At 48.4% G+C, this 24,539-nt stretch carries 17 protein-coding genes, 7 pseudogenes and 1 other annotated feature; of the genes and pseudogenes, 10 read left to right on the forward strand and 14 right to left on the reverse strand.

Annotated elements, in window-relative coordinates:
• Nucleotides 1-24: 24 nt before the first annotated feature.
• Genes IPG31_11770 through IPG31_11780 form a run of 3 tightly spaced genes read left to right on the forward strand, consistent with a single transcriptional unit; the run spans nucleotide 25 to nucleotide 2,366 of the window.
• Nucleotides 25-228 carry a hypothetical protein gene (locus IPG31_11770; GenBank protein ID MBK6618996.1) on the forward strand — a complete coding sequence of 68 codons (204 nt, stop codon included), beginning with the start codon at nucleotides 25-27 and terminating at the stop codon, nucleotides 226-228.
• Between the two features lie 47 nt (nucleotides 229-275).
• On the forward strand, nucleotides 276-956 hold the full coding sequence (locus IPG31_11775) for a response regulator transcription factor (GenBank protein ID MBK6618997.1): 681 nt from the start codon (nucleotides 276-278) through the stop codon (nucleotides 954-956).
• A 33-nt stretch (nucleotides 957-989) separates the two neighbouring features.
• Nucleotides 990-2,366 carry a GHKL domain-containing protein gene (locus IPG31_11780; protein ID MBK6618998.1) on the forward strand — a complete coding sequence of 459 codons (1,377 nt, stop codon included), beginning with the start codon at nucleotides 990-992 and terminating at the stop codon, nucleotides 2,364-2,366.
• A gap of 524 nt (nucleotides 2,367-2,890) precedes the next feature.
• Here IPG31_11780 and IPG31_11785 read toward each other — a convergent pair.
• Nucleotides 2,891-3,088: pseudogene (locus IPG31_11785) on the reverse strand (transposase).
• Nucleotides 3,089-3,177: 89 nt separating this feature from the next.
• On the opposite strand from IPG31_11785, the gene IPG31_11790 reads away from it, so the two are divergent.
• Nucleotides 3,178-4,176, forward strand: coding sequence for an IS5 family transposase (locus IPG31_11790; GenBank protein ID MBK6618999.1), 999 nt, complete (start codon nucleotides 3,178-3,180; stop codon nucleotides 4,174-4,176).
• A gap of 131 nt (nucleotides 4,177-4,307) precedes the next feature.
• On the opposite strand, the pseudogene IPG31_11795 reads toward IPG31_11790, so the two are convergent.
• Nucleotides 4,308-4,838, reverse strand: a pseudogene (locus tag IPG31_11795) (IS5 family transposase).
• Between the two features lie 222 nt (nucleotides 4,839-5,060).
• Nucleotides 5,061-6,058 (reverse strand): annotated as a pseudogene (locus IPG31_11800) (IS5 family transposase).
• A 105-nt stretch (nucleotides 6,059-6,163) separates the two neighbouring features.
• On the opposite strand from IPG31_11800, the gene IPG31_11805 reads away from it, so the two are divergent.
• Entirely contained in the window at nucleotides 6,164-6,364 is a 201-nt protein-coding gene (locus tag IPG31_11805) for a helix-turn-helix domain-containing protein (protein MBK6619000.1), read from the forward strand.
• Between the two features lie 81 nt (nucleotides 6,365-6,445).
• A pseudogene (locus IPG31_11810) lies at nucleotides 6,446-7,024 on the forward strand (DEAD/DEAH box helicase family protein).
• A 153-nt stretch (nucleotides 7,025-7,177) separates the two neighbouring features.
• Here the strand turns inward: IPG31_11810 and IPG31_11815 are convergent.
• The 10 genes and pseudogenes from IPG31_11815 to gpmA all read right to left on the reverse strand — a co-directional run bounded on the left by IPG31_11815 (nucleotide 7,178) and on the right by gpmA (nucleotide 16,626).
• Nucleotides 7,178-7,768: pseudogene (locus IPG31_11815) on the reverse strand (ATP-binding protein).
• Between the two features lie 31 nt (nucleotides 7,769-7,799).
• Nucleotides 7,800-9,028, reverse strand: a pseudogene (locus tag IPG31_11820) (IS3 family transposase).
• Nucleotides 8,634-8,750 (reverse strand) — a sequence feature (AL1L pseudoknot). (Overlaps the previous pseudogene by 117 nt.)
• A 47-nt stretch (nucleotides 9,029-9,075) precedes the next feature.
• Nucleotides 9,076-9,306: a hypothetical protein gene (locus IPG31_11825; GenBank protein ID MBK6619001.1), complete on the reverse strand. Its 231-nt coding sequence runs from the start codon at nucleotides 9,304-9,306 to the stop codon at nucleotides 9,076-9,078.
• Nucleotides 9,299-9,472, reverse strand: a complete 174-nt coding sequence (locus IPG31_11830; protein ID MBK6619002.1) for a hypothetical protein — start codon at nucleotides 9,470-9,472, stop codon at nucleotides 9,299-9,301. Before IPG31_11830 ends, IPG31_11825 begins: the two co-directional genes overlap by 8 nt.
• Nucleotides 9,473-9,579: 107 nt before the next feature.
• Nucleotides 9,580-10,560, reverse strand: a complete 981-nt coding sequence (locus IPG31_11835; GenBank protein ID MBK6619003.1) for an IS5 family transposase — start codon at nucleotides 10,558-10,560, stop codon at nucleotides 9,580-9,582.
• Nucleotides 10,561-10,648: 88 nt separating this feature from the next.
• Nucleotides 10,649-11,992 (reverse strand): annotated as a pseudogene (locus IPG31_11840) (IS21 family transposase).
• 329 nt (nucleotides 11,993-12,321) lie between these two features.
• Nucleotides 12,322-13,080, reverse strand: a complete 759-nt coding sequence (locus IPG31_11845; protein MBK6619004.1) for a HesA/MoeB/ThiF family protein — start codon at nucleotides 13,078-13,080, stop codon at nucleotides 12,322-12,324.
• 34 nt (nucleotides 13,081-13,114) lie between these two features.
• Nucleotides 13,115-14,533: a S41 family peptidase gene (locus IPG31_11850; protein MBK6619005.1), complete on the reverse strand. Its 1,419-nt coding sequence runs from the start codon at nucleotides 14,531-14,533 to the stop codon at nucleotides 13,115-13,117.
• 59 nt (nucleotides 14,534-14,592) lie between these two features.
• Nucleotides 14,593-15,822 carry a peptidoglycan DD-metalloendopeptidase family protein gene (locus IPG31_11855; protein MBK6619006.1) on the reverse strand — a complete coding sequence of 410 codons (1,230 nt, stop codon included), beginning with the start codon at nucleotides 15,820-15,822 and terminating at the stop codon, nucleotides 14,593-14,595.
• Between the two features lie 60 nt (nucleotides 15,823-15,882).
• Entirely contained in the window at nucleotides 15,883-16,626 is a 744-nt protein-coding gene (gene gpmA / locus IPG31_11860; protein ID MBK6619007.1) for a 2,3-diphosphoglycerate-dependent phosphoglycerate mutase, read from the reverse strand.
• A gap of 168 nt (nucleotides 16,627-16,794) precedes the next feature.
• Here gpmA and mpl point away from each other — a divergent pair, with 168 nt between their 5' ends.
• Complete coding sequence (gene mpl / locus IPG31_11865) at nucleotides 16,795-18,177, forward strand: UDP-N-acetylmuramate:L-alanyl-gamma-D-glutamyl-meso-diaminopimelate ligase (GenBank protein MBK6619008.1); 1,383 nt, start codon at nucleotides 16,795-16,797, stop codon at nucleotides 18,175-18,177.
• A gap of 63 nt (nucleotides 18,178-18,240) precedes the next feature.
• On the opposite strand, the gene lysS is transcribed toward mpl, so the two are convergent.
• The gene (lysS, locus tag IPG31_11870; protein MBK6619009.1) at nucleotides 18,241-19,755 is read right to left on the reverse strand and encodes a lysine--tRNA ligase; all 1,515 of its coding nucleotides are present in this window, start codon (nucleotides 19,753-19,755) and stop codon (nucleotides 18,241-18,243) included.
• A 138-nt stretch (nucleotides 19,756-19,893) separates the two neighbouring features.
• On the opposite strand from lysS, the gene IPG31_11875 reads away from it, so the two are divergent.
• From IPG31_11875 to IPG31_11885, 3 genes are all read left to right on the forward strand, one after another.
• Entirely contained in the window at nucleotides 19,894-21,570 is a 1,677-nt protein-coding gene (locus IPG31_11875; GenBank protein MBK6619010.1) for a glutamine--tRNA ligase/YqeY domain fusion protein, read from the forward strand.
• A 121-nt stretch (nucleotides 21,571-21,691) separates the two neighbouring features.
• Nucleotides 21,692-23,833, forward strand: a complete 2,142-nt coding sequence (locus IPG31_11880; protein ID MBK6619011.1) for a bifunctional (p)ppGpp synthetase/guanosine-3',5'-bis(diphosphate) 3'-pyrophosphohydrolase — start codon at nucleotides 21,692-21,694, stop codon at nucleotides 23,831-23,833.
• Nucleotides 23,834-23,857: 24 nt separating this feature from the next.
• The gene (locus tag IPG31_11885; GenBank protein MBK6619012.1) at nucleotides 23,858-24,532 is read left to right on the forward strand and encodes an STAS domain-containing protein; all 675 of its coding nucleotides are present in this window, start codon (nucleotides 23,858-23,860) and stop codon (nucleotides 24,530-24,532) included.
• Nucleotides 24,533-24,539: the final 7 nt, after the last annotated feature.

A 24,539-nucleotide genomic window follows, 5' to 3' on the forward strand; every position in this document is an offset into this window, starting at 1 on the left:
TATTCATTTTCGCAGCCGCAGGGCATGGTCTACTTGAAAACGGCCGATAACCGCACCAGGATTTCCCCGCAGGAAGCTGCAGTGATTGTGCAGCAATCAATTGGTGGTCGAGTACTATCAGTCAATATGGACTCATCCGGTTATCGGGTAAAAATTCTGAACAATAAAGGACATATTCAGATTGTAACGGTCGATGTTCTTAGTGGCGCCATTCTGTCCACCCGGTAATCTGCAGTGTTCGGCTGGCAGCAATTTGGTTTATTGTTGAAATTGACATGCGCATTCTGGTTATAGAAGATGAACCCCAGTTGTTAAGCCAGATTTCCAGCCAATTGGCTAAGGCCGGATTTATGGTTGATCAGTGTAGCAATGGCAGGGAAGGTCTTTACATTGCAAGTGAATATCCGCTCGATGCCGCTATCGTGGATATAGGGCTGCCTGGCTTATCTGGACTGGAAATCGTCGCCACGTTACGCAAGCAGGGAAAATTACTTCCCATTCTGTTACTGACCGCACAGAGTAGCTGGCAGGACAAGGTTGTCGGGTTGGAAGCCGGTGCCGATGACTACCTCGCCAAGCCATTTCAATTTGAGGAGTTGCTTGCCAGAATCAAGGCGCTGCTGCGTCGCGCGGCAAGCATTGCGGACTCGGTATTGACGATGGGGCCGATTTGCCTGGATACCGCTACCCAGGTAGTCAGTATCAATAACGAGACCGTTAATCTCACTTCCTTCGAGTATCGCTTGCTGGAGCTTTTGATCCGTAACCAGGGAAACATCATTAACAAACAAACTATTACGGATTATCTTTATTCTCATGGCGATGACCATGACAGCAATGTGCTCGAAGTGCTCATTAGCCGCTTACGCCGTAAACTCGATCCCGATGGAGTGCTCAATCCAATCCAGACGGTGCGTGGACGAGGGTATCGCTGCTCCGTGCAGTTGTCCCGGTAACCCGTTCTTTTTGCATCGTTGATTAACGCCAGTATGATGTCCCTCAATCAGCGCATTTTATCCAGCGCATTCTTTGTGTTGATTCTCTTTGTGGTCGGAACCGCTATTACCCTGGATCGTGCCTTTCAGGACAGCGCTCTTGCCGCATTGCAGGACCGGATGCTGGGAAAACTTTATTTGCTGATGGGTGACGCGGAAGTTGATTCGGACGGTAATTTGGCCATGCCGGAGGAGTTTCCGGGATTCCCGCAAATGGGTCAACTGCATTCCGGCACCGCTGCTTTTATTACGAATGGTACTCAACAGATAGTATGGCAGTCACTTTCCGCATCCCCTCTTTCTGTGTCACTAATCAATATGTCATTGGCAGACCGGCAGCAGTTCAAGCGTGTGATGCTGAACGACATTCCCTATTTTCTTTACCATTATCCTGTTCAGTGGGAAACCGAGGTGAAAGACTATCCGTTTGTCTTTCACTTATTAATGGACAGCGCACTGTTTGACAACCAGATAGACCAATATGAAAACACCTTGTGGAGCTGGTTGGCTGTCATCGCCTTGTTATTATTCATCGCGCAGGCTATTGCGCTGCATTGGGGGCTGCGACCCATGCGCAAGGTGGCGGAGGAGCTGAATTTGATCGAAACCGGCCAGCAGGAAAATCTGGGGGGCCGGTATCCGGTCGAACTCAGCAAGTTGACTGACAACATCAATTCATTGATTCAGCACGAACGCAAGCATCAGCAACGTTACCGAAATGCACTGGCCGATCTGGCTCACAGCCTCAAAACACCACTTGCGATTCTGCAGGGTGCGATCAAGACAGAGACCGATCCCCATAAACTGAAATTGCTGGCCACTCAGCAGATAGAGCGCATGGATAATATCGTTCAATATCAACTGCGACGCGCAGCCACTATTGCCAAGCTGCCGGGTGCAAGATTAATCAGGCTACAACCTATAATTGAGAAAATCGTGAATGCTGTCAGTCGCGCACATTACAGCAAACAGCCCCGAATCGATATCAGGCTCGATTCTGCCATTAGTCTGCAAATCGATGAGGGTGATTTGCTGGAATTACTGGGTAATCTGGTTGATAACGCATTCAAATGGTGCCGAGAGAAGGTAACTATCACGGCCTGTCGTGAACTGGACAGAATTGTGATCAAAATTAGTGATGATGGACCTCATATTTCCGAAACCGAAGCCAGTAAAATTCTGCAGCGGGGTGTGAGAGCGGATTCTTCTGTCCCTGGGCATGGTATCGGGCTGGCGATCGTTCAGGATATTTTGCAGGCCAACGACGGGCAGTTAACTATCGTACCGGAGGGCGCGGCTGGCAAAAGTTTTGTCATCAGCTTTAATCAATCTTTCAAGACACCTGAATCACCCCGGGTTTTCCGGGGATAAAATGATTTGAGAGGAGCTGACCGGATTCCAGGATTCGGAGCCTGTTGTGGCTTTGGTTGGTGCGGCCCGCAGCGCAGCGAGGACACGGCCCTGCGCACCTTGACGGCCGGGCACTGCGGGCTACGGTCGCGGGAAAAAGCGATGAACTTGGGGAAAGGCGAATAGCGGCCGACGGGTCAGGGGGTGCGCTGAAACCAACGCCGCGCGGCGAGCGCCCCTGCGTGCCAGCAGCACGCCTAGCTGGATGGCCGTTGGCCGATCAGGTGCAACCTGTTCGGCGGCATTGCAGGGGGCCAAACGAAGTGCAGCGGGGATGGACTGACGCAGCCGACACCCTGGAGGGCAAACGCAGTGCGCAGGCCTATGAGGGCGGAGGCGTCAGCGATGAAAGCCCGCAAGGGGCGAGACGGCGCAGGCGGCTCGATGCCATGCACGACAGTGCGGCCCGGCTGTGCCGGGAGGCGCACAAGGTACTAGTCAATTACGCTGTAATGTGGGAAACTTTGCTAGGGTCTGTTGACATTTCACATAGGCAACCACAGATATCCACATGCCATGGCTACCATACTTTCGTAATTTCTCTTCAATTTGTCGTATCGTGTCGCAATTGCCCGATACTGCTTTAGCCGGGCAAAAGCATTTTCCACCAAATGCCGGTATCTATACAAACCCCAGTCCATATCCGCGTTACCCTTCAACGAGTTGCGCTTTCTCGGTATCACGGCCTGAGCCCCCTTCTGCGTTATGGAACCTCTGATCAATAACCGATCACCGATATAATTCTGCATCAAACTTTTTCGAGAAGCTATTCATGAAACCTTACCAACAGATGAGTTTTGCTGATGCCGAATACGCCAATAAGGGCAAAGTCACGCGCCGCGAGAAGTTTCTCGATCAACTTGACGGGTTATTGCCTTGGCAGGCTATGATTGATGTTATTGAGCCACACTATGCGCCAGGCAATGGGCGTGGCCGCAAACCATTTGCCCTGGAATTGATGCTGCGCGCGCATGTTGCGCAAATTATCTACAACTATTCCGATCCGGGCATGGAAGATGCGCTGTATGAGATTGAATCACTGCGCCGCTTTTGCGGCATTCGTCTGGAAGCCGTACCGGATGAAAGCACTATTTTGCAATTTCGGCATTTACTGGAAAAACACGGGTTGATGGATCAGATCTTCCAGGTCATCAACCAAACACTGAGTGAGCGTGGGCTGTTCTTGAAAGCCGGCACCATCGTCGATGCCAGCCTGATTGCCGCGCCGACTTCAACCAAAAATAAAAGCCGGTCGCGTGATCCAGAAATGCATTCCAGCAAAAAGGGCAATCAATGGTTTTTCGGCAGCAAGTTTCATATCGGCGTCGATCATGAAACCGGGTTGGTGCATACGCTCAAAGTAACCTCTGGGCATGTCAGCGACGTTGCCGAAGCCGCCGCCCTGCTGCATGGCGAGGAACAGTTTGTCCATGGCGATGCCGGATATCAGGGGCTGGATAAACGCCCGGAGATGCCGGTGGAAAACCCTCCGGCCTGCGTGATCGCGATGCGTCCGGGCAAACTGGCCAGACTCACGAAAGACGATTCCGGCGCGGCTCAACTACTGCGCGGGGCCGCCCGCGAACTGGCGAAACGCCGCGCCAAAGTCGAACACGTGTTTCGGGATATCAAAATCCGCTTTGGGTATGCTAAAAATCGCTATCGCGGCCTGGCCAAAAATGCGGCCCGTTTGACCTTCCTGACAGCCATTGCCAACGTCATCCGTGGTGACGCCTATGAACGTCGACGCCTTGTTGCGTCTGAAATTTGAAAACAAGCCAGTAAATGGACTTGTTTCCAGAGAGAAATAGCTGTTTTCATAAAAATCAGCGTCACTATTTGAAAATAGTGGCTAGCTTTTGAGTGACTGCCGTTCAGAATGTTTGTTTTTCAGAGGTTCCTTATCTGTTTCCGTATACATTCGCTATCATAGCCCTTGTCCGCAATAATCGCTTTCGCATCAGGCAGTCTGGCAATCAAATCAGGTGCTGCAGAACAATCATTGACCTCTCCGCCGGTGATTTCAAACTCAACTGGCAAGCCATAACCATCAACAGCCAAATGGATCTTTGTGGTATTGCCTGCACGACTTTTACCAATGGCCTGCGTTTCTTGATCTGCTGCTCCCGCACTATGCTGATGCGCTTTAACATAGCTGCCATCAATAAATTCCCATTCCCAATCCGGATCAATAGCCAACGCCTTGAAAATCCTTAACCATTTGCTGCTTAATGACCACGCATTGAATCTTTTGTAGATGGAATTCCAGCATCCGAACGCCTTGGGTAAGTCTCGCCACGGGCAACCAACCCGCATTCGATACAACATACCTTCTACTGTCATGCGCAGATTGCGCTTGTTATAAATCGCTTCTTGAAGCAGAATCGTCTCCAGCTTCGACCAGAGCTCATTACTGAGCATTAATCGGGGCATCGCAAACTCGTTTTGTTGGTGTGTAGGAACCCCAATATTACGAGTTTGTTTCTATCTATGAAATCCTTATCTCAAAACGTCAACAGACCCTAAGGAACCTCTGAAAAACAAACATTCTGAACGGCAGTCACTCAAAAACTGACCACTACTTCAAATAGTGACGCTGATTTTTATGAAAACAGCCGTTCCTCTCTGGAAACAAGCTCATTTACTGGCTTGTTTTCAAATTTCAGACGCAACAAGACATCGACGTTCATAAGCATCACCACGGATGACGTTGGCAATGGCTGTCAGGAAGGTCAAACGGGCCGCATTTTTGGCCAGGCCGCGATAGCGATTTTTAGCATACCCAAAGCGGATTTTGATATCCCGAAACACGTGTTCGACTTTGGCGCGGCGTTTCGCCAGCTCACGGGCGGCACCGCGCAGTAGTTGAGCCGCCCCGGAATCGTCTTTCGTGAGCCTGGCCAGTTTGCCCGGACGCATCGCGATCACGCAGGCCGGAGGGTTTTCCACCGGCATCTCCGGGCGTTTATCCAGCCCCTGATATCCGGCATCGCCATGGACAAACTGTTCCTCGCCATGCAGCAGGGCGGCGGCTTCGGCAACGTCGCTGACATGCCCCGAGGTTACTTTGAGCGTATGCACCAACCCGGTTTCATGATCGACGCCGATATGAAACTTGCTGCCGAAAAACCATTGATTGCCCTTTTTGCTGGAATGCATTTCTGGATCACGCGACCGGCTTTTATTTTTGGTTGAAGTCGGCGCGGCAATCAGGCTGGCATCGACGATGGTGCCGGCTTTCAAGAACAGCCCACGCTCACTCAGTGTTTGGTTGATGACTTGGAAGATCTGATCCATTAACCCGTGTTTTTCCAGTAAATGCCGAAATTGCAAAATAGTGCTTTCATCCGGTACGGCTTCCAGACGAATGCCGCAAAACGGCGCAGTGATTCAATCTCATACAGCGCATCTTCCATGCCCGGATCGGAATAGTTGTAGATAATTTGCGCAACATGCGCGCGCAGCATCAATTCCAGGGCAAATGGTTTGCGGCCACGCCCATTGCCTGGCGCATAGTGTGGCTCAATAACATCAATCATAGCCTGCCAAGGCAATAACCCGTCAAGTTGATCGAGAAACTTCTCGCGGCGCGTGACTTTGCCCTTATTGGCGTATTCGGCATCAGCAAAACTCATCTGTTGGTAAGGTTTCATGAATAGCTTCTCGAAAAAGTTTGATGCAGAATTATATTACTTGCGGGGAATTAATCAGAGGTTCCCTAACGGAATGCACCGCAGGCCAACTTGGTAGAAAGGATGATGACCGACACTGATGGCGAGATTCTGACGCTCGGCGAAGTCGCTGCGTACCTAAAAGCTGGTAAGCGAACTGTTTATCGGCTTGCTCAGAAAGGCGAGATACCGGCGTTTAAGCTGGGTGGCACGTGGCGTTTCCGACGCTCGGAGTTAGACGCATGGATTGCCGAGAGCATCCGTCAAAAGACGGACGAGGCAAAGTGACCCTGGTTCATATAAAACCAAGCCGCACCGGGCAAGCGACGGCAATCACATGCCGGAACAAGAACAAGGGGAAATCCATTAGTGACACAGCAGCTACTCACGCCCTATCAAAGCCAGTATTATGCGTGGCTGCTGACGCGCCGTGCGGCCAGCGATACGGTAGAATCGTTGGCGTCCACCCTTGTAGACTCGCAGGTCGATCTCAATCCCCACCAGGTCGAAGCCGCATTGTTCGCTTGCACGAACCCACTTTCTCGCGGTGTGATCCTGGCCGATGAGGTTGGACTCGGAAAGACAATTGAAGCGGGTCTTGTCATTTCGCAGCGTTGGGCCGAGCGCCGTCGTCGCCTACTGATCATCGTTCCAGCGAATTTGCGCAAGCAATGGCACCAAGAACTGCAGGACAAATTCAATCTGCAGAGCCTGATTCTTGAGGCTAAAAACTACAACACGATCCGTAAGCAGGAAAACCAGAACCCCTTCTTGATGCCCGGTTTTTCACGAACGGGGCCGGTCATCTGCTCGTACCAGTTCGCAAAGGCCAAGGCTGCCGACATTAAGGATGTCAACTGGGATCTGGTCGTGCTCGACGAGGCGCACCGGCTGCGCAACGTTTACAAGACAAGCAACGTTATCGCCAAAACGATCAAGGAAGCCCTTGCACTGTTGATACCGGTATAAAATTGACCACCTGTGCCGGTTGAAATTTGACCAGGGGAAATCAGTGCGTAGGGTACTACGCATCTGTGGATAAGTCGACCAGACTGAGTTTGGTTTTTGCCTCCTGTTAATGGTTTGAAATAATTGGATTCGTTACAAATCTGTAAGATTTTCTTCTGAAGAAGATCTTTCTTTTTCTCTTTCCTGTATTCTGGTTTTTGCACTGGCAGCGCTTTGTTTGTAACGGAAAGACTCATTGCCGGTTTCGATAATGTGGCAGTGATGCGTCAGTCGATCCAGTAGCGCGGTTGTCATTTTGGCGTCGATAAATACATTGCTCCATTCAGCAAACGTTAGATTGGTGGTGATGATGACGCTGGTACGTTCATAAAGCCTGGACAGCAAATGAAACAGCAAGGCACCGCCTGTTTGTGAGAATGGCAGGTAACCCAGTTCATCTAGAATAACCAGGTTTACTTGTAACAGATTCATCGCCATTCTTCCCTGTTTGCCAGCAATCTTCTCTTGCTCCAACCTATTGGCCAGATCAATGGCACTGTAGAAACGCACTTTCTTATGGTGGTGCTGTATGCCTGAAACACCAATTGCGATGGCCAGATGCGTTTTACCAGTTCCGGTACCACCAACCAACACCAGATTCTGTATTGCTTCAGTAAATTGCATGGTTGCCAACTGGTTAATCAGTTGCTGATCTACTTTGGACTGACTGAAGTCAAACCCTGAACCGCCCCGGGTTCTGTGGAGGCTATTTGGTTTAAGTAACACTGGCAGAATCCGAGTTGGCTAACTGCCGATAGTATTGTGCCTCAGCTTCTGCTGGAGGTATATAGCCGATAGGTCCCAGCAAACGCTGATGATTGAACCAGAACACCCAGTTCAACGTCGCCAATTCAACGGATTCCCTGTTTTTCCAAGGCCCTTGCTTATGAATCAATTCAGTCTTGTAAAGCCCGTTGATCGTTTCGGCCAGTGCGTTGTCGTAGCTATCTCCTTTACTGCCAACCGACGGCTCTATTCCAGCCTCGGCAAGTCGCTCCGTATAACGGATAGAGACATACTGGGAGCCCTTGTCGCTGTGGTGAATCAAAGCACCCAGCTCCGGTTGCCGGGCGTATAACGCCTGCTCCAGCGCATCCAGCACGAAGTCTGTGTGCATGCTGGAACTGACCCGCCAACCCACGATGCACCGGGCAAACACGTCGATGACGAACGCGACATACAGCCAGCCCTGCCAGGTGGAAACATAGGTGAAATCCGACACCCACAACTGGTTTGGGCGATCTGCCTTGAATTGCCGGTTGACCCTGTCCAGTGGGCACGGCAGCGCCTTGTCTGAAACCGTCGTGCGGACAATCTTGCCGCGCCGTACACCTTCCAGCCCCAACCGTTTCATCAGCCGCTCAACAGTGCAACGAGCTACCTGTATTCCTTCGCGCTTAAGTTGTCGCCATACCTTGTCGGCACCATAAACCTGCAGATTGGCCTGTCAGATTCGTTGTATCTGCGGCATCAGATCGTCATCGCGAATAGCTCGGGCACAGCGCAATGCCGGATTACGCAGTTCGACAACGTGATGTCGATATCCCGACGGAGCGACCTGCAATACCTTGCAGATCGGCTCGACTCCGTGAGTGTCGCGATGCCGGTCAATGAACGATCTTAGGATTTGAGTTTGCGGTCGAGCTCCGCCTGGGCAAAAAAAGCACTGGCCAGTTTCAGTATCTCATTGGCGCGACGTAATTCCTTGACTTCACGCTCCAGTGCTTTGATGCGCTCGCGTTCTTCACTGGTGACGCCATCTCGCAAGCCTGTGTCGATCTCGTGCTTCTTCACCCAATCATGCAATGTCGGTGGTGCGCAGCCAATCTTTGGCGCTATCGATTCTATCGTCGCCCACAGCGAAGGGTACTCACTGCGATGCTCTTGCACCAGACGGACTGCGCGTGCTTTTACTTCAGGGGAATATTTGTTTAATTTGTTCATGGCTCCATTCTCTCAAGATTTGGAGCCTCCTCAAAACCCGGGGCGATTCACCCCTGTAAATGACGCAGCACAGGAAATCTAGCGGCATTGGTTTGATAACGGATAGAGCGGATGCTGCGCTCAGTTGATTCGGCTTGGAGTAGTTGGTGCAGAATCTTGTCCGATGCATCAAGACTAGCAATCATATCTGGCACATTCTGCTGTTTCAGCCCGGTATAGCAGTCAGCCATACCGTATAACTTAAGTGCCTTGAATTGTTGTGCGAGAATGTCAGACATGCGGCACCTCCAGCTTATTCAGGCGGTCATAGCGTGCAGTATCGGCCTGCGGTTCTTCTTTGAGTTTAAGCGTCGTTTCCACTTGCGCCGGTGAATCAGTTTGTTTCAAGCGTGCGAGCACATTGGTGACATGCTCGGCATTAAGGAACCTCTGAAAAACAAACATTCTGAACGGCAGTCACTCAAAAACTGACCACTACTTCAAATAGTGACGCTGATTTTTATGAAAACAGCCGTTCCTCTCTGGAAACAAGCTCATTTACTGGCTTGTTTTCAAATTTCAGACGCAACAAGACATCGACGTTCATAAGCATCACCACGGATGACGTTGGCAATGGCTGTCAGGAAGGTCAAACGGGCCGCATTTTTGGCCAGGCCGCGATAGCGATTTTTAGCATACCCAAAGCGGATTTTGATATCCCGAAACACGTGTTCGACTTTGGCGCGGCGTTTCGCCAGCTCACGGGCGGCACCGCGCAGTAGTTGAGCCGCCCCGGAATCGTCTTTCGTGAGCCTGGCCAGTTTGCCCGGACGCATCGCGATCACGCAGGCTGGAGGGCTTTCCGCCGGCATCTCCGGGCGTTTATCCAGCCCCTGATATCCGGCATCGCCATGAACAAACTGTTCCTCGCCATGCAGCAGGGCGGCGGCTTCGGCAACGTCGCTGACATGCCCCGAGGTTACTTTGAGCGTATGCACCAACCCGGTTTCATGATCGACGCCGATATGAAACTTGCTGCCGAAAAACCATTGATTGCCCTTTTTGCTGGAATGCATTTCTGGATCACGCGACCGGCTCTTATTTTTGGTTGAAGTCGGCGCGGCAATCAGGCTGGCATCGACGATGGTGCCGGCTTTCAAGAACAACCCACGCTCACCCAGCGTTTGGTTGATGACCTGGAAGATCTGATCCATTAACCCGTGTTTTTCCAGTAAATGCCGAAATTGCAAAATGGTGCTTTCATCCGGCACGGCTTCCAGACGAATGCCGCAAAAACGGCGCAGTGATTCAATCTCATACAGCGCATCTTCCATGCCCGGATCGGAATAGTTGTAGATAATTTGCGCAACATGCGCGCGCAGCATCAATTCCAAGGCAAATGGTTTGCGGCCACGCCCATTGCCTGGCGCATAGTGTGGTTCAATAACATCAATCATAGCCTGCCAAGGCAATAATCCATCAAGTTGATCGAGAAACTTCTCGCGGCGCGTGACTTTGCCCTTATTGGCGTATTCGGCATCAGCAAAACTCATCTGTTGGTAAGGTTTCATGAAGAGCTTCTCGAAAAAGTTTGATGCAGAATTATATTACTTGCGGGGAATTAATCAGAGGTTCCTTAAGAACACCTGATTCCAACACCAATTCAACAGCAACCAGTACAGCTTCCAGTCCATGTGTCGGCACTAAACTTAATACCTTGGCCATGATTCGGTCAGCTTGTTGGCGCTCTCTGCGCCGCAATGCTGTTTGTAGTTGTATCAAGGGTGCCGGTAGTTCGGCAAATGGTGCGCCGTTGCGCAGGGCCCCCGGTTTCTTCTCGATGACCGGAATATAATGCTGCCAGCTATAGCTGACTTGGTCACAATCCAGCAAGCGGGAATGATTAGCGACCACAGCATTGTCACAAACGATCTCTATGCGGTTCGCGTATAAGTGAACCGCCGCCATCTGATTGGCCAGAAGACAAGGAACAGAATAACGGTTACGTTGCAGTGTGACCAGACAAGTGCTGGAAACACGCGCTAGTACCTCAACATAACCATCGAAGGGCGCCGACATTGGCATCAAATAAAGCTGTTCTTGTTCCAACGCATCGGCAAGCGTAATGCCGGTATAGTCTGGATGCTGTATTTCTAACCACAAGGTGCGGCAACGCGCTTCAAGCCAACCGTTAAGTTCTTCGAATGAACTGAACTGCTGCTGTTTGGCTTCATGCCAGATATGGCGGCGCATATCCTGAACATTCTTCTCGACAACGCCTTTCTCCCAGCCGGAAGCCACATTGCAGAAATCTGGATCAAACAGGTAATGTGCGGTCATGGCAAAGAAACGCGTGTTCACCACGCGCCCATTGCCTTTGGAGACCTTATCCACGGCGGTCTTCATGTTATCGTAAATGCCGCGTTTCGGGATGCCGTCAAAAGCTGTGAACGCACGGGTATGCGCATCAAACAACATTTCGTGGCTTTGTGATGGGTAACCTGACAGCATGAATGCACGGCTGGCGCATAGTTTGGTGTGTGCAGCTAACACTTTACGATGAATACCGCCAATCACTAGCCACTCTTCACTCCAGTCAAACTGAAATGCTTCACCAAATGCAAACTTGAGCGGCACATACGCAGTGCCTTTATTGCCCTGATTGCGCCAGTTCTGAATAAAGTCGCAAACAATCGTATAGCCACCAGTATAGCCCTCGTTCGATATCGCTTTGAACAACATTAATGCCGTGCGCCGATCCTTCTTTGGACGGCGCACATCTGCTTCCAGCGCCATTAATAACCGGGGTTCAAACGGCGTCAGTTTGCCAGGCCTCTTTGCCCTTCGGTATTGGACGGCACTACCATCTGGCGCTCGCAACCACTTCTTTATCGTGTTTCGGGACAGACTTGTACGTCGTTGAATTTCATTTATCGACAAATGTTCACGGTAAAACATCCGACGGATCTTTGCATACATAACCATGGTAATCACCTCTAGTTTCTCCTGCCTAAAACTTAAGCAGAATACGTGAATTACCTGGTCAATTTTCGACCGGTGTCAACAATCATCCTGTAATGCCATGGCTTATCCTCCTGTAAGGTAATGCAGAGGAGAATAATCCAGAAAATTGTGATTGCGTAGATGGGAGCGTTGGACGGTTACCAAAAACCGTCTTTTTCGGGCAATATTTCCTAAAAATCATAAGAAATCACAAATGGATGTGTTGCTGGCGGTATCAATTGGCTATGTTTTACTCAGGGTGATCAGGGGTCAGGCGGATTGAGGGTGAAAATGGGGTTTTCGGGCAGGCGTTACCTAGCTGCTTGTTTGCTGCAGGCAGGACAAAGAGGATCCTTTCTTAAATTAAGTGAGTCTAACCGCATGGTTAGCCCATTAATAAGTAGCAATCGACCATTGAGTGTTTCGCCAATCCCTAGTAATACTTTGATCGTTTCAGCCGCCTGTATGCAGCCGACTATGCCGGCCAGTGGAGAAAATACGCCCATGATCGCACAATTGGGGTCATCGCTATCGCCTGCTATTGGAAACAGGCAGTGATAGCAAGGACTTGCCGCATCACGTAGATCAAACAGTGTGATTTGTCCATCAAACCGCATCACTGCTCCGGATATTAATGGTTTCTGATATTTGAGACAGGCCTGGTTAATGATGTGGCGTGTTGTGAAGTTATCGCTGGCGTCAACTACTGCATCAACTGTTTCCAGATGTTGATCGAGCAGTACTTCAGTCGCATATTCGGTGAGTGGGGTAATTTGAATTTCTGGATTGATGCGCCGTAAGAATTTCTTTGCAGATTCTGCTTTTAGTTTGCCGATCGCAGCAGTATCGTGGAGAATCTGTCGCTGCAGATTGGTCAGATCTACTTTGTCGTGGTCACAAATCAATAGCTTACCAATTCCGCTGGCTGCAAGATAGAGCGCAGTTGGCGAGCCCAAACCACCCGCTCCAACAATTAAAACCTTGGATTGTGCCAGTCTTTCTTGTCCAGCAATATCTATTTCGGGTAATAGCAGATGTCGACTATAACGTAATAGCTGCTGATCATTCACGTTATAGCCGACGTAAAGAAGAGAATGAGTATTCTTATAATTTGGAAGTTTTCTGTTTTATTGGGCGCGACATAGATTTCAAATGTGTAACTGCTTTAGTTAATAACGTATCGTCGCTGGATCCAAATTCAGCTGGTGTATTTTTATCCTTGCCCTTGTTTTTATTATTTTTTGCTTTGTTGGACGATGTATTATTTTTCTTGCTGCTTGCTATATCGCTAATTTTGGCATCGATACCATTACTTAAGTGGCGATTAAGATCAGCCTCGCGGAGTAAGCGTGGATTGTCGCCAGCTTCATCGTCGAGAATATCTGGTGTAATACCTTTTGCCTGAATTGATTGGCCATTAGGGGTGTAGTAACGAGCGGTTGTAAGTTTGATCGCGGTACTGTTACTTAATGGCAAAATAGTCTGTACCGAACCTTTGCCAAAGGTTTGGGATCCCATTACAACGGATCGCTTGTGATCCTGCAGTGCACCTGCCACAATTTCTGAAGCTGAAGCGGAGCCACCATTCACCAGTGTAATCATCGGCAAAGTCTTGATATTTTCTGGGAGAGTGGCGAGAAAATCTTTACCTGATTTGCGCAGGTAAAATTCTGGACTGGCATGTAATTTCATTTTTGCATCTTCGGTGCGGCCATCGGTATAAACGACCAGAGCGTTACGCGGCAGAAACGCTGCCGATACCGCAACGGCACTATTTAACAACCCCCCGGGGTCATTGCGTAAATCCAACACCAGCCCCTTCATAGGTATTTTACTTTCGCTGTACAGTTTATTAATTGCTTCCGCTAGATTTTCTCCGGTACGTTCCTGAAACTGGGTGATCCGGATATAGGCATATCCCGGTTCAATCAGTTTAGATTTGACACTCTCGATTTTGATAATGGCCCGTACCAGGCTGAAAGTCAGAGGCTCAGTTTCACCCTCGCGGGCGATTGTCAGCACAACACTGCTATTGGGTTTGCCTCTCATTTTTTTGATGGCATCGTTGAGCGTCATACCCTTGACAGCGGTATCATCAATTTTGATAATCAAATCTCCCGTTTTGACACCAGCAAAAAAAGCAGGTGTATCCTCAATAGGAGAAATAACTTTGACTAGTCCATCTTCCATGGTGACTTGAATACCCAGCCCGCCAAATTCACCCTGCGTACCAATTTGCAGTTCTTTGTAATCTTCTGCATCCAGAAAAGCTGAATGCGGATCCAGCCCAACCAACATGCCATTGATTGCTTCAGTAATAAGTTTTTTGTCTTCGACAGGCTCGACATAGTCACTTTTGATGCGACCAAAAACCTGGGAAAAAGCTCTTAATTCTTCAACAGGAAGAGACTGCAGTGCATTATCAGTTCGTTTGTCGGCGATGGCTGAAAAATTGAGACTAACCAAAATACCGGTAATTATTCCAATAAGAATCAAACCGGTTTTCGTTGCAAAATTGCGCATTATATTAAGCTCCACGCTTGTTTATTTGGTAAAGATACCAGAAGGTTAGACTTGTTCTATTACTTGATGCTCATCCAGGTTAGTGGATCAAACGGTTTACCCTTGTATCTGAGTTCAAAGTATAAACCTGATTGAGTGTTTCCGCCGCTATTACCAACTACGGCAATTGTGTCACCACCCCTGACTTTTTCTCCTACGTGTTTGACCAGCGCATTATTGTGTCCGTAGAGACTCATATAGTCGTTGCCATGATCCAGAATAATGAAATTTCCAAAACCGCGTATCCATTCTGCGAAGATAACCTGTCCACTGGCAATGGCCTTGACCTCATTACCATCGGCTGCTCGAATAAATAACCCGTTCCACTTAATTCCTTTACGTTCACGTGGACTGCCAAAACGGTTGACAAGTTCCCCTCGCACGGGTAGGCGTAATTTCCCTTTCATAGAAACAAACGAATTGTTCTGAGCGTTAGCCGTCGGAAGCTGATCGTTACGCAGTATGGCTGTTCCAGAAAATTTTTCAGGAATCAATGGTTTTTTTTGAGCAAGCTGACGGTTAAGTCTATTGACAAGATTTGATAAGTGCTGCTCATCCTGCTTAAGCTCAGATAATGTTTTGTTTTTCTTGCTGGCTTCACGTGACAGTTGCGCCAACAAATCCGTATGCTTTGCTTTTTCTGCTGTCAGTAATTGCATTTGTTCAAAATATTCCTGCTGTGCTTGCTTGAATTTTTCGTGTTGATTGGCTTGATTCTGGGTTAAGTTTGACAGTTGTTCGTGTAAGTTACGTAATTCGTCGATATGCGCGGAACGAGACTGCACTAGATAACGATAATAGTAAAGCTTGCGTGTAATTTCATTAGGATTTTTCTGCTTGAGAAATAATGACAGGTAATCCGATTTGTTGATTAAGTTCTGGAAATAGAGTAATTCCCCCAATTGCATTTGCTTGGTCAGCATTTCGCTACGAACCTGCTTGGAGGAGCGTTGCAATCGAGCAAGCTCATTGCTGATCCCGGATTGTTGCTGTTTCAGCTGTAGAAGTTTCTGTTGCAGACTGCTGACTAATCGCTCAATATCACTCAGGGTATCCGCAGTTTTGCTTTTGGCGGCCTCTTTGTCAGTCAACTCCTTCTGCAGACTTTTTATGCGTGTTTGTACATCTTGCAATTGCTTCTGATTGCCCTGAGCAGTTTTGCTTTCGGCATGCAGCCCAGAATGGACAGGAAGCCAGATGACTAATTGCAGCGAGATGACCTTGAGTAATTTTCGTGATATCAATGCCATCTGATCGGGTATCAAAAATTTTTTACCACGCCCCAAAATGGATAAATTTTTTGACCGACCTCAGGTCTTCGCCTGGCTGGCTACTGCATGCATGGCTTCCTCTATTTGCTCGGCATTGCCAAGATAATAACTTCTGATTGGCTTAAGGTTTTCCTCAAACTCATAAACAAGTGGAATCCCTGTGGGGATGTTGTAATTTAAAATGGCCTGATCCGATACCTGATCCAGATGCTTGATCAAGGCACGCAAGGAATTCCCGTGTGCAACAATGATCACATTGGCGCCTCCTCTGACCTGTGGGGCAATGATGTCATTCCAGTAGGGCAAAAAACGATTAACCGTATCTTTGAGGCTTTCGGCCAGTGGAATTTCATTTTTAATTATTTTGCTATACCGGGAATCAAATCCGGGATAGCGTTCGTCTTCCATAGTGATTTCCGGCGGTCGGGTATCGTAGCTCCGTCGCCAGATCAGCACCTGTTCATCACCGTACTGTCTGGCCGTCTCTGCCTTGTTTAATCCTTGCAGGGCCCCATAATGACGTTCATTGAGCCGCCAGTTAAGTTTAATGGGTATCCACATCCTATCCATTTCATCTAAAGTGAGCCACAACGTGCGAATGGCACGTTTTAGAACGGATGTATAGGCCAGATCAAAATTAAAGCCGTTGCTCCGTAGTAACTGACCAGCTGCTCTGGCTTCATCAATACCTCTCGCTGTCAAATCAACGTCAGTCCATCCCGTGAAACGATTTTCCTGATTCCAGATACTTTCTCCATGACGCAGGAGAACGAGTTTTTTCATGTCAACCTTAAAAAAGCGATGCGCTTAAAAGATAAATCAACCAAGTTGCTATTTTATAATAATTTGGCGCCTAAAACAGCGTAACAGTATTCAATAATTAACGGTTACATGGTCTAAGCATATAATGTTCCTCATCGATTCTTAATCTTCATGTGTACCCGATAATTCATGCATATCCATATTTTGGGAATTTGCGGCACTTTCATGGGAGGGCTGGCATTACTGGCACGCGCGACTGGCCACACCGTCAGCGGTTGTGACGCTAACGTGTATCCACCCATGAGTACTCAGCTTGCCGATCAGGGTATCCGCCTGATTGAAGGCTACGACGCAGCACAAACTAAATTGGAGCCAGATTTGTTTGTGATCGGCAATGTTGTCACACGTGGCAATCCCTTGATGGAGGCTATTCTGAATGAGAATTTGGCTTATATTTCTGGACCACAATGGCTTGCGCAATATATTTTAAGGGAAAAATGGGTGTTGGCCGTGGCAGGAACGCACGGCAAAACCACGACCAGCTCTATGTTGGCGTGGATACTTGAATATGCGGGACTTGCACCAGGATATTTGATTGGAGGGGTTCCAGAAAACTTTGGGTTATCCGCGCGACTTGGTAATGCTCGGGGCGTGTTACAAGACTCCCCATTTTTCGTTATCGAAGCAGATGAATACGATACTGCTTTTTTTGATAAACGCTCTAAATTTATTCACTATCAGCCCAGAACGGCAATTCTGAATAATCTTGAATATGATCATGCGGATATTTTTCCAGATTTGTCTGCGATCGAACGTCAGTTTCATCATTTCGTGCGTACCATACCGGCAAATGGTTTGGTTGTTGCTAATGGGCGGGATATCGCTTTGCAGCGCGTACTGGCCCAGGGTTGCTGGACTCCGGTGGAGTTATTCGACTCTCCCGGGGGCTGGCAAGTATTCACAGCCACAGAGCAATCTACGCAGATTATTTTTCAGGATCAACTGCAAGGTACGCTAAACTGGGATTTATTGGGTGAGCATAACCGCTTGAATGCACTTGCTGCACTTGCTGCTGCGCGTCACGCCGGTGTGCCTGCGGCCGTTGGAATTGAGGCACTGGCAAGCTTCAGGAATGTCAAACGCCGCATGGAGCATCGTGGCACTATCAACGGTATTCAGGTTTATGATGATTTCGCGCATCATCCCACTGCTATTCAGACCACTCTGGCGGGTTTGCGTGAAAAGATTGGAACATCGCGTATTATCGCCGTGCTGGAACCGCGCTCCAATACCATGAAATCAGGTGTCTGGCAGAATAGTCTTGCAACAAGTCTGACACAGGCCGACCAAGTTTTCTGTTATATCAACCAGCTTGAATGGGATGTACAAGGTGCGCTGTCAGCTCTCGGTGACAAGGTCAGTACGCATGAAGACCTCCAGCAGATGGTCGATTCAATCACTACTGCTGCGCGGGCGGGAGATCACATTCTTATCATGAGTAACGGTAGTTTTGGCGGATTGCATGACAAATTACTTGTCAGTCTCGAGCAATACCCTATAACACGAGCGTAGCCGGAAGTATCCTTCGGATAGTTAGCGATGTACCTTTATCCCGATTGGGACTGTCTGGTCAATTTACTGTTGCTCCTCTACTCGCAACTGTGGAAACAATATAACATCGCGAATACTGGGGGCGTCGGTGAGTAGCATCACCAGCCGGTCGATACCGATACCTTCTCCCGCAGTCGGTGGCAGACCGTATTCAAGTGCCTGGATGTAATCGCTATCATAATGCATCGCTTCAACATCACCGGCTTCCTTTGCATTTACCTGTTCCTGAAAGCGTGCTGCCTGATCTTCCGGGTCATTCAGTTCGGAAAATCCATTAGCAATTTCACGTCCGGCAATATAAAGCTCAAATCGGTCAGTGATGGCGGGATTGGTATCGTTGCGGCGCGCTAGCGGTGAAACCTCGGCGGGGTAGTCAACAATGAAGGTTGGCGCAAACAATAAATGCTCGGTAGTCTCGTCAAACAGGGATAACTGTAATTCACCCATACTATCTTCGGCACGAGTGCTGATGCTCGCTGCCTGCAGCGTTTTGATTAGAAAGCCCCGATCATTTAGTTGTGCTTCGGAAAATTGTGGATGGTGCTTCAGAATGGCCTGGGTGATGGTCAGACGATCAAATGGCACGGCCAGGTCAATGGTCTTTCCTTGGTAGATAACCTGAGAGGTTCCCAGTACTTTTTGCGTGATCTCGCGCAGCAGCTGTTCCGTGAAGCTCATCAGATAATTATGGTCCTGATAAGCCTCGTAAAATTCCAGCATCGTGAATTCCGGGTTATGCCGGGTTGAGATGCCCTCATTACGGAAATTGCGGTTGATCTCGAACACCTTCTCCATCCCCCCCACTACCAGGCGTTTCAGATAAAGCTCGGGAGCGATACGCAGATAGAGCGTCATATCCAGGGCGTTGTGATGTGTGATAAATGGTCGGGCGCTGGCGCCTCCGGGAATGGGGTGCATCATGGGCGTTTCCACTTCCAGATAATCGCGTTCAACAAAGAACTGGCGGATGGCCTGGATAATCTTTGAGCGAACGATAAATACCTTGCGTGTTTCTTCGCTGCTGATCAGATCAAGATAGCGCTGCCGGTATTTGCTTTCTTGATTGGTCAATCCATGAAATTTCTCTGGGAGCGGACGCAGTGATTTGGACAACAGGCGCAGAATGTTCACCCGTATGGATAATTCGTTGGTTTTGGTTTTGAATAATGTGCCCTCGGCACCGAGAATATCGCCGAGGTCAAAATGCTTGAATGCTTCATGCACCGCCTCGCCGGTATGGTCATTCGAGACATAAAGCTGAATCTGTCCGCTCATATCCTGAATGGTGGCAAAACTGGCCTTACCCATCACTCGCTTGAACAGCATCCTGCCGGCAACCTTGATCTTAACCGGAGTCTCTTCCAGTGTTTCTTTGGAGGTATGGCCATATTTTTCATGAAGTGCGCTTGCAAGGCTATCTCGCCGGTAATCATTCGGATAGGCATTACCCTGTGCACGCAAGGTGGCAAGCTTGGCGCGTCTTTCCTGGATGAGGTGATTTTCACTAGGGATAACGCTGGTTTGATTTTCTGATGTCATGTCAATCGAGGTTGTTATTGATGTAATAAATTTGAATAAATGTACAGAGCGCGTACTCCGGAGCCTTGTTACCAGACGTGGCGGCAGCGTGTATTATAGTTGGATTGTCCATCTAATAATCAGTCGAGAGAATACATAGTGAATACCAGTTCAACTCCTACTCATTTCATCAAAAATATCATTGATGAGGATAACCATAATGGTAAATGGAATGGACGTGTCGAAACGCGTTTTCCACCAGAGCCAAATGGTTATTTACACATCGGTCATGCGAAAAGTATTTGCCTGAATTTCGGACTTGCCATCGAGTATGGCGGCGTCTGTCACTTGCGTTTTGATGATACCAACCCGGAAAAGGAAGCGCAGGAGTATGTCGATGCAATTATAGATTCCATCAGCTGGCTGGGATTCGATTGGGGGGCGCACCATTATTACGCTTCCGATTACTTCGACAAACTCTATGAATTTGCCGAATATCTGATTTTGCAGGGTAGGGCATACATTGAAAGCCTGCCACCAGAAGAAATCCGCCGTCTGCGTGGCACATTGACCGAGCCGGGTATCAATAGCCCATTCCGGGAGCGTCCGACAGCAGAAAATCTCGATTTATTCAGGCGCATGCGTGCGGGTGAGTTTGAGGATGGAGCACATGTGCTGCGTGCGAAAATTGATATGACTTCTCCTAACATTAATCTTCGCGATCCCGTCATTTATCGTATCCGCCATATTCATCATCAGCGTACTGGTGATAAATGGTGCATCTATCCGATGTACGACTACGCGCACTGTATTTCGGATGCGCTGGAGCGGATTACGCATTCGCTCTGCACGCTGGAGTTCGAGGATCATCGACCGTTATATGATTGGGTGCTGGATCAGCTGGTGAACAAGGTGCCCTGCCATCCGCAGCAGATCGAATTTGCTCGTCTCAATTTGACATACAGTGTCATGAGTAAACGCAAAATGATCGATCTGGTCGAGAGTGGGCTGGTTGATGGCTGGGATGACCCGCGCATGAACACACTCGCCGGATTGCGCCGTCGCGGCTATACCCCTTCAGCCATCCGTCTTTTTACCGAGCGCATCGGGATCAGCAAGGCTGATACCTGGATTGACATGATATTGCTGGAAGATTGTCTGCGTGAAGATCTTAATGAATATGCGCTGCGTCGCGTAGCAGTTCTTGATCCGATACGGCTTATCATTGACAATTTTCCAGAAAATTCAGAAGAAAGCTGCAGCGCACCCCATCATCCCCAGAAACCGGAACTCGGCGAACGTACGCTCTTTTTGACAAAAGACCTTTATATTGAGCGCGAAGATTTCATGGAAACTCCGAGTAAAGGCTTTTTCCGGCTTACCCCTGGCAGGGAGGTTCGGCTACGCTATGGGTACATTATCAAATGCACCGATGTCGCCCGCAATGAGCGAGGCGAAATCGAATCCATTCACTGTACCTATGATCCCGATACCAAAAGTGGTACAACAGGAGCCGATAGTAGAAAGGTCAAGGGAAACATTCACTGGCTGTCGATCAAACACGCGAATCCAGTACAGATCAGATTGTACGACCGGTTATTCAGCGATCCGTATCCCGACACCGAGCAGAAGGATTATAAAAAAGCGCTTAATCCTAATTCAAAACAGATCGTTACTGGTTTTGTTGAACCCGCCTTGCTGAATGCGCTGCCAGAACAATGTTTCCAGTTTGAGCGTAATGGTTATTTCGTCGCTGATCGTGTTGAATCTACTCCGGGAAAACCTATTTTCAATCGGGCGGTCTCACTGCGAAATACCTGGGTAAAAAATTGTTAACCAGGATAATAATGTTTAAGATCAAATTCTTAATTAAGAATGTGTATCCTGGCATCTCCTGTTATTAACTGCACGACAGACCTGAATGCGCATACAGAGGAATAATGAAAGGACGAATGACATGTCGAGGTTTTCTTTGATAGACAGCGAATATACGGCGCCAGAAGCAGAAATTTTTTTTTATGAATCATCTAAATACTTCAAGTCAGATGATATGGCGCTGCTGCGTAATGCGTATCTTTTCAGCCAAAGTGCACATTCTGGCCAATTCAGAAAATCCGGCGAACCTTATATTTCACATCCAGTCGCGGTAGCTCGCATACTGAGTGAGTTGCGTCTTGACGCTGTGACCTTGTCTGCTGCTCTGCTGCACGATGTCGTTGAAGATACTGGCATAGCCAAGGAAGAAATAAGTGAGCGTTTCGGCGCGCCCGTAGCCGAGTTGGTAGATGGGGTTTCCAAGCTTGAAAAAATTGAGTTTGGAACCCAGGCTGACATGCAGGCAGAAAATTTTCGCAAGATGCTATTGGCGATGGCGCAGGATGTTCGTGTAATCCTGATCAAACTGGCAGATCGTCTGCACAATATGCGTACGCTGGAAGTGATGCGCCCGGAGAAACAACAGCGCATTGCGCAGGAAACCCTGGAAATCTATGCGCCTATTGCACATCGGTTGGGTCTGGAGAATATTTATCAGGAATTACAAGAACTGAGTTTTCGTTTTTCCTATCCCAATCGCTACAAAGTGTTAGAAAAAGCAACCAAGGCTGCGCGCGGCAATCGTCGTGAAGTGGTCAGCAAGATTCTGGATGCGATCAAGCAGCGCCTTGAGGAAGAAGGGGTGGAAGCAGTGGTCAGCGGCCGGGAAAAGCATTTGTACAGCATTTATAAGAAAATGGTGGAAAAGCAGCTTAGCTTTTCTGACGTACTCGATATCTATGGTTTCCGTGTGCTCGTCAGACGTGTTTCAGACTGCTATGTTGCGCTGGGCGTACTGCATGGATTGTATAAACCCATCCCTGGAAAATTCAAGGATTACATTGCGATCCCGAAGGCAAATGGATATCAGTCGCTGCATAGCACGCTACTTGGTCCTTATGGCCTGCCGATAGAAATACAGATCCGCACACATGAAATGCATCATATTGCGGAAATTGGCGTTGCTTCGCATTGGCTTTACAAGGCGAGTGAAAGCGGCGTTAATGATCTGTATCTGAAGGCAAATCAGTGGATGAAAAGCTTGTTAGAGACCCTGAGTGAATCTTCTGATTCGCTGGAGTTCCTCGAACACCTGAAAGTAGACTTATTTCCAAGTGAGATTTATGTATTTACTCCACAGAGCAAAATTCTTGCTTTGCCCAGAGGGGCGACAGTTGTCGATTTTGCCTATGCAGTGCATACCGATGTGGGTAATTGCTGTGTAGCCGCTAAAATCAATGGCGAGAGTGTGCCGCTTCGAACGCATCTAAAAAGTGGTGACCGTGTCGAGATTGTAACGGCCAACACGGCCAAACCTAATCCTTCCTGGCTATCTTATGTTACCACCGGCCGGGCGCGCTCCAGCATCCGCCATTTCTTGCGTACCATTCAGTTTGATGAATCCGTCAGGCTGGGAGAACGGTTGTTGAATCAGGCATTGGGTAGCTTTGGAGTGAATCCCGAGACAGTCAGTGAGGCGCATTGGGAGAAACTGCTGCGAGAAAGCGGCGTAAAGTCGAAACAGGATCTGCTGGCGGATATCGCGCTAGGTAAGCAATTGGGTGCAGTAATTGCCAAGCGGTTATTAATGCCTGACGAATCAGCTGCAAAAGTGCAAAATAAATCCTCTATCACCATTCTTGGAACCGAAGGCATGGCCGTCAAGTTTGCCAAGTGCTGTTTCCCCATCCCTGGGGATGGTATTGTGGGGCTCATCAAAAAAGATAGAGGGTTGATTATTCACACACAGGATTGCCCTGCCGCTGCGCAAAACATCAAGCAGGACAATCAGCTTGATGTCGAGTGGGGTCCGGAAATTGAACGGGTATTTCCAGTTGGTATTTTTATGGCGGTGGTCAATCGTAGTGGGGTACTGGCGCGGGTTGCCGCTGAAATTGCTAAAGCCGGATCCAATATTGACGATATCCGTTTAGAGAATGATGATGACTATACCGTGATGCATTTTGTTATCCAAACCAGAGACCGTAAGCATCTTGCCCATATTTTTCGAGAATTGAAGCATATCGATGAAGTGGTCAAGGTTGGTCGCAGTAGAAATTCGTAACCGATTACTCAGGAAGTGTTGCAAATGAATGTAAATGGTCAAATACTGGATTTTACGTCGCCTGGTGCGATTCCGCCGGATCCGTCCGATGTGATTAAGCGGATCATGGGGGAAACAACGGCAACCATGCAAATCCTTGAAACACTTATTGAAAAAGAGTCAGTACAAGATCCGGCCAGCTGGAAATTACTGGCGATGTTTTATGTGGTAAATGATCGCAACGACGACCTGAATAAAATTGATGGACAGTATCAAAAAATATTCGGTTCTTCGTTATTCCTGGATTTTTGGCAAAAGATACCGCAATGGTGCAGCATCAAGAATCCGCTTTGTCTGGAAATGCCGGAGAAAATTACCGCACAATCTCTGCCAAACATTACTACTATCCAAGAGGCCTGCCAATTATCAACTGGTGCAGAATTGGATTTTTCCAGAGTGAGAGAAATCGATAGCGATGGGCTGTCAGCCTTGGCGCAGTTTTTTGCTGCATTATTCTCTGAAGGTATTTCCCTTGATATCAAGGGAGCAGCACGTTTTATCGCGAGTTTGGAGAAAAGCGCGGCCAGCAGCCAAAGCACACAGGTAACGTGGGAAGTTTTATTTGCATATGATCGTTTTTACAATAACAAAGAAACATTTGAAGATCGGGCAATCCGTTTTGCAATCCATTTTGGCATTTCTCCTCCTTCCTGGGAGTAGTCTTATC

Origin of the sequence: Nitrosomonas sp. (assembly GCA_016703745.1) — a bacterium.
GTDB lineage: Bacteria > Pseudomonadota > Gammaproteobacteria > Burkholderiales > Nitrosomonadaceae > Nitrosomonas.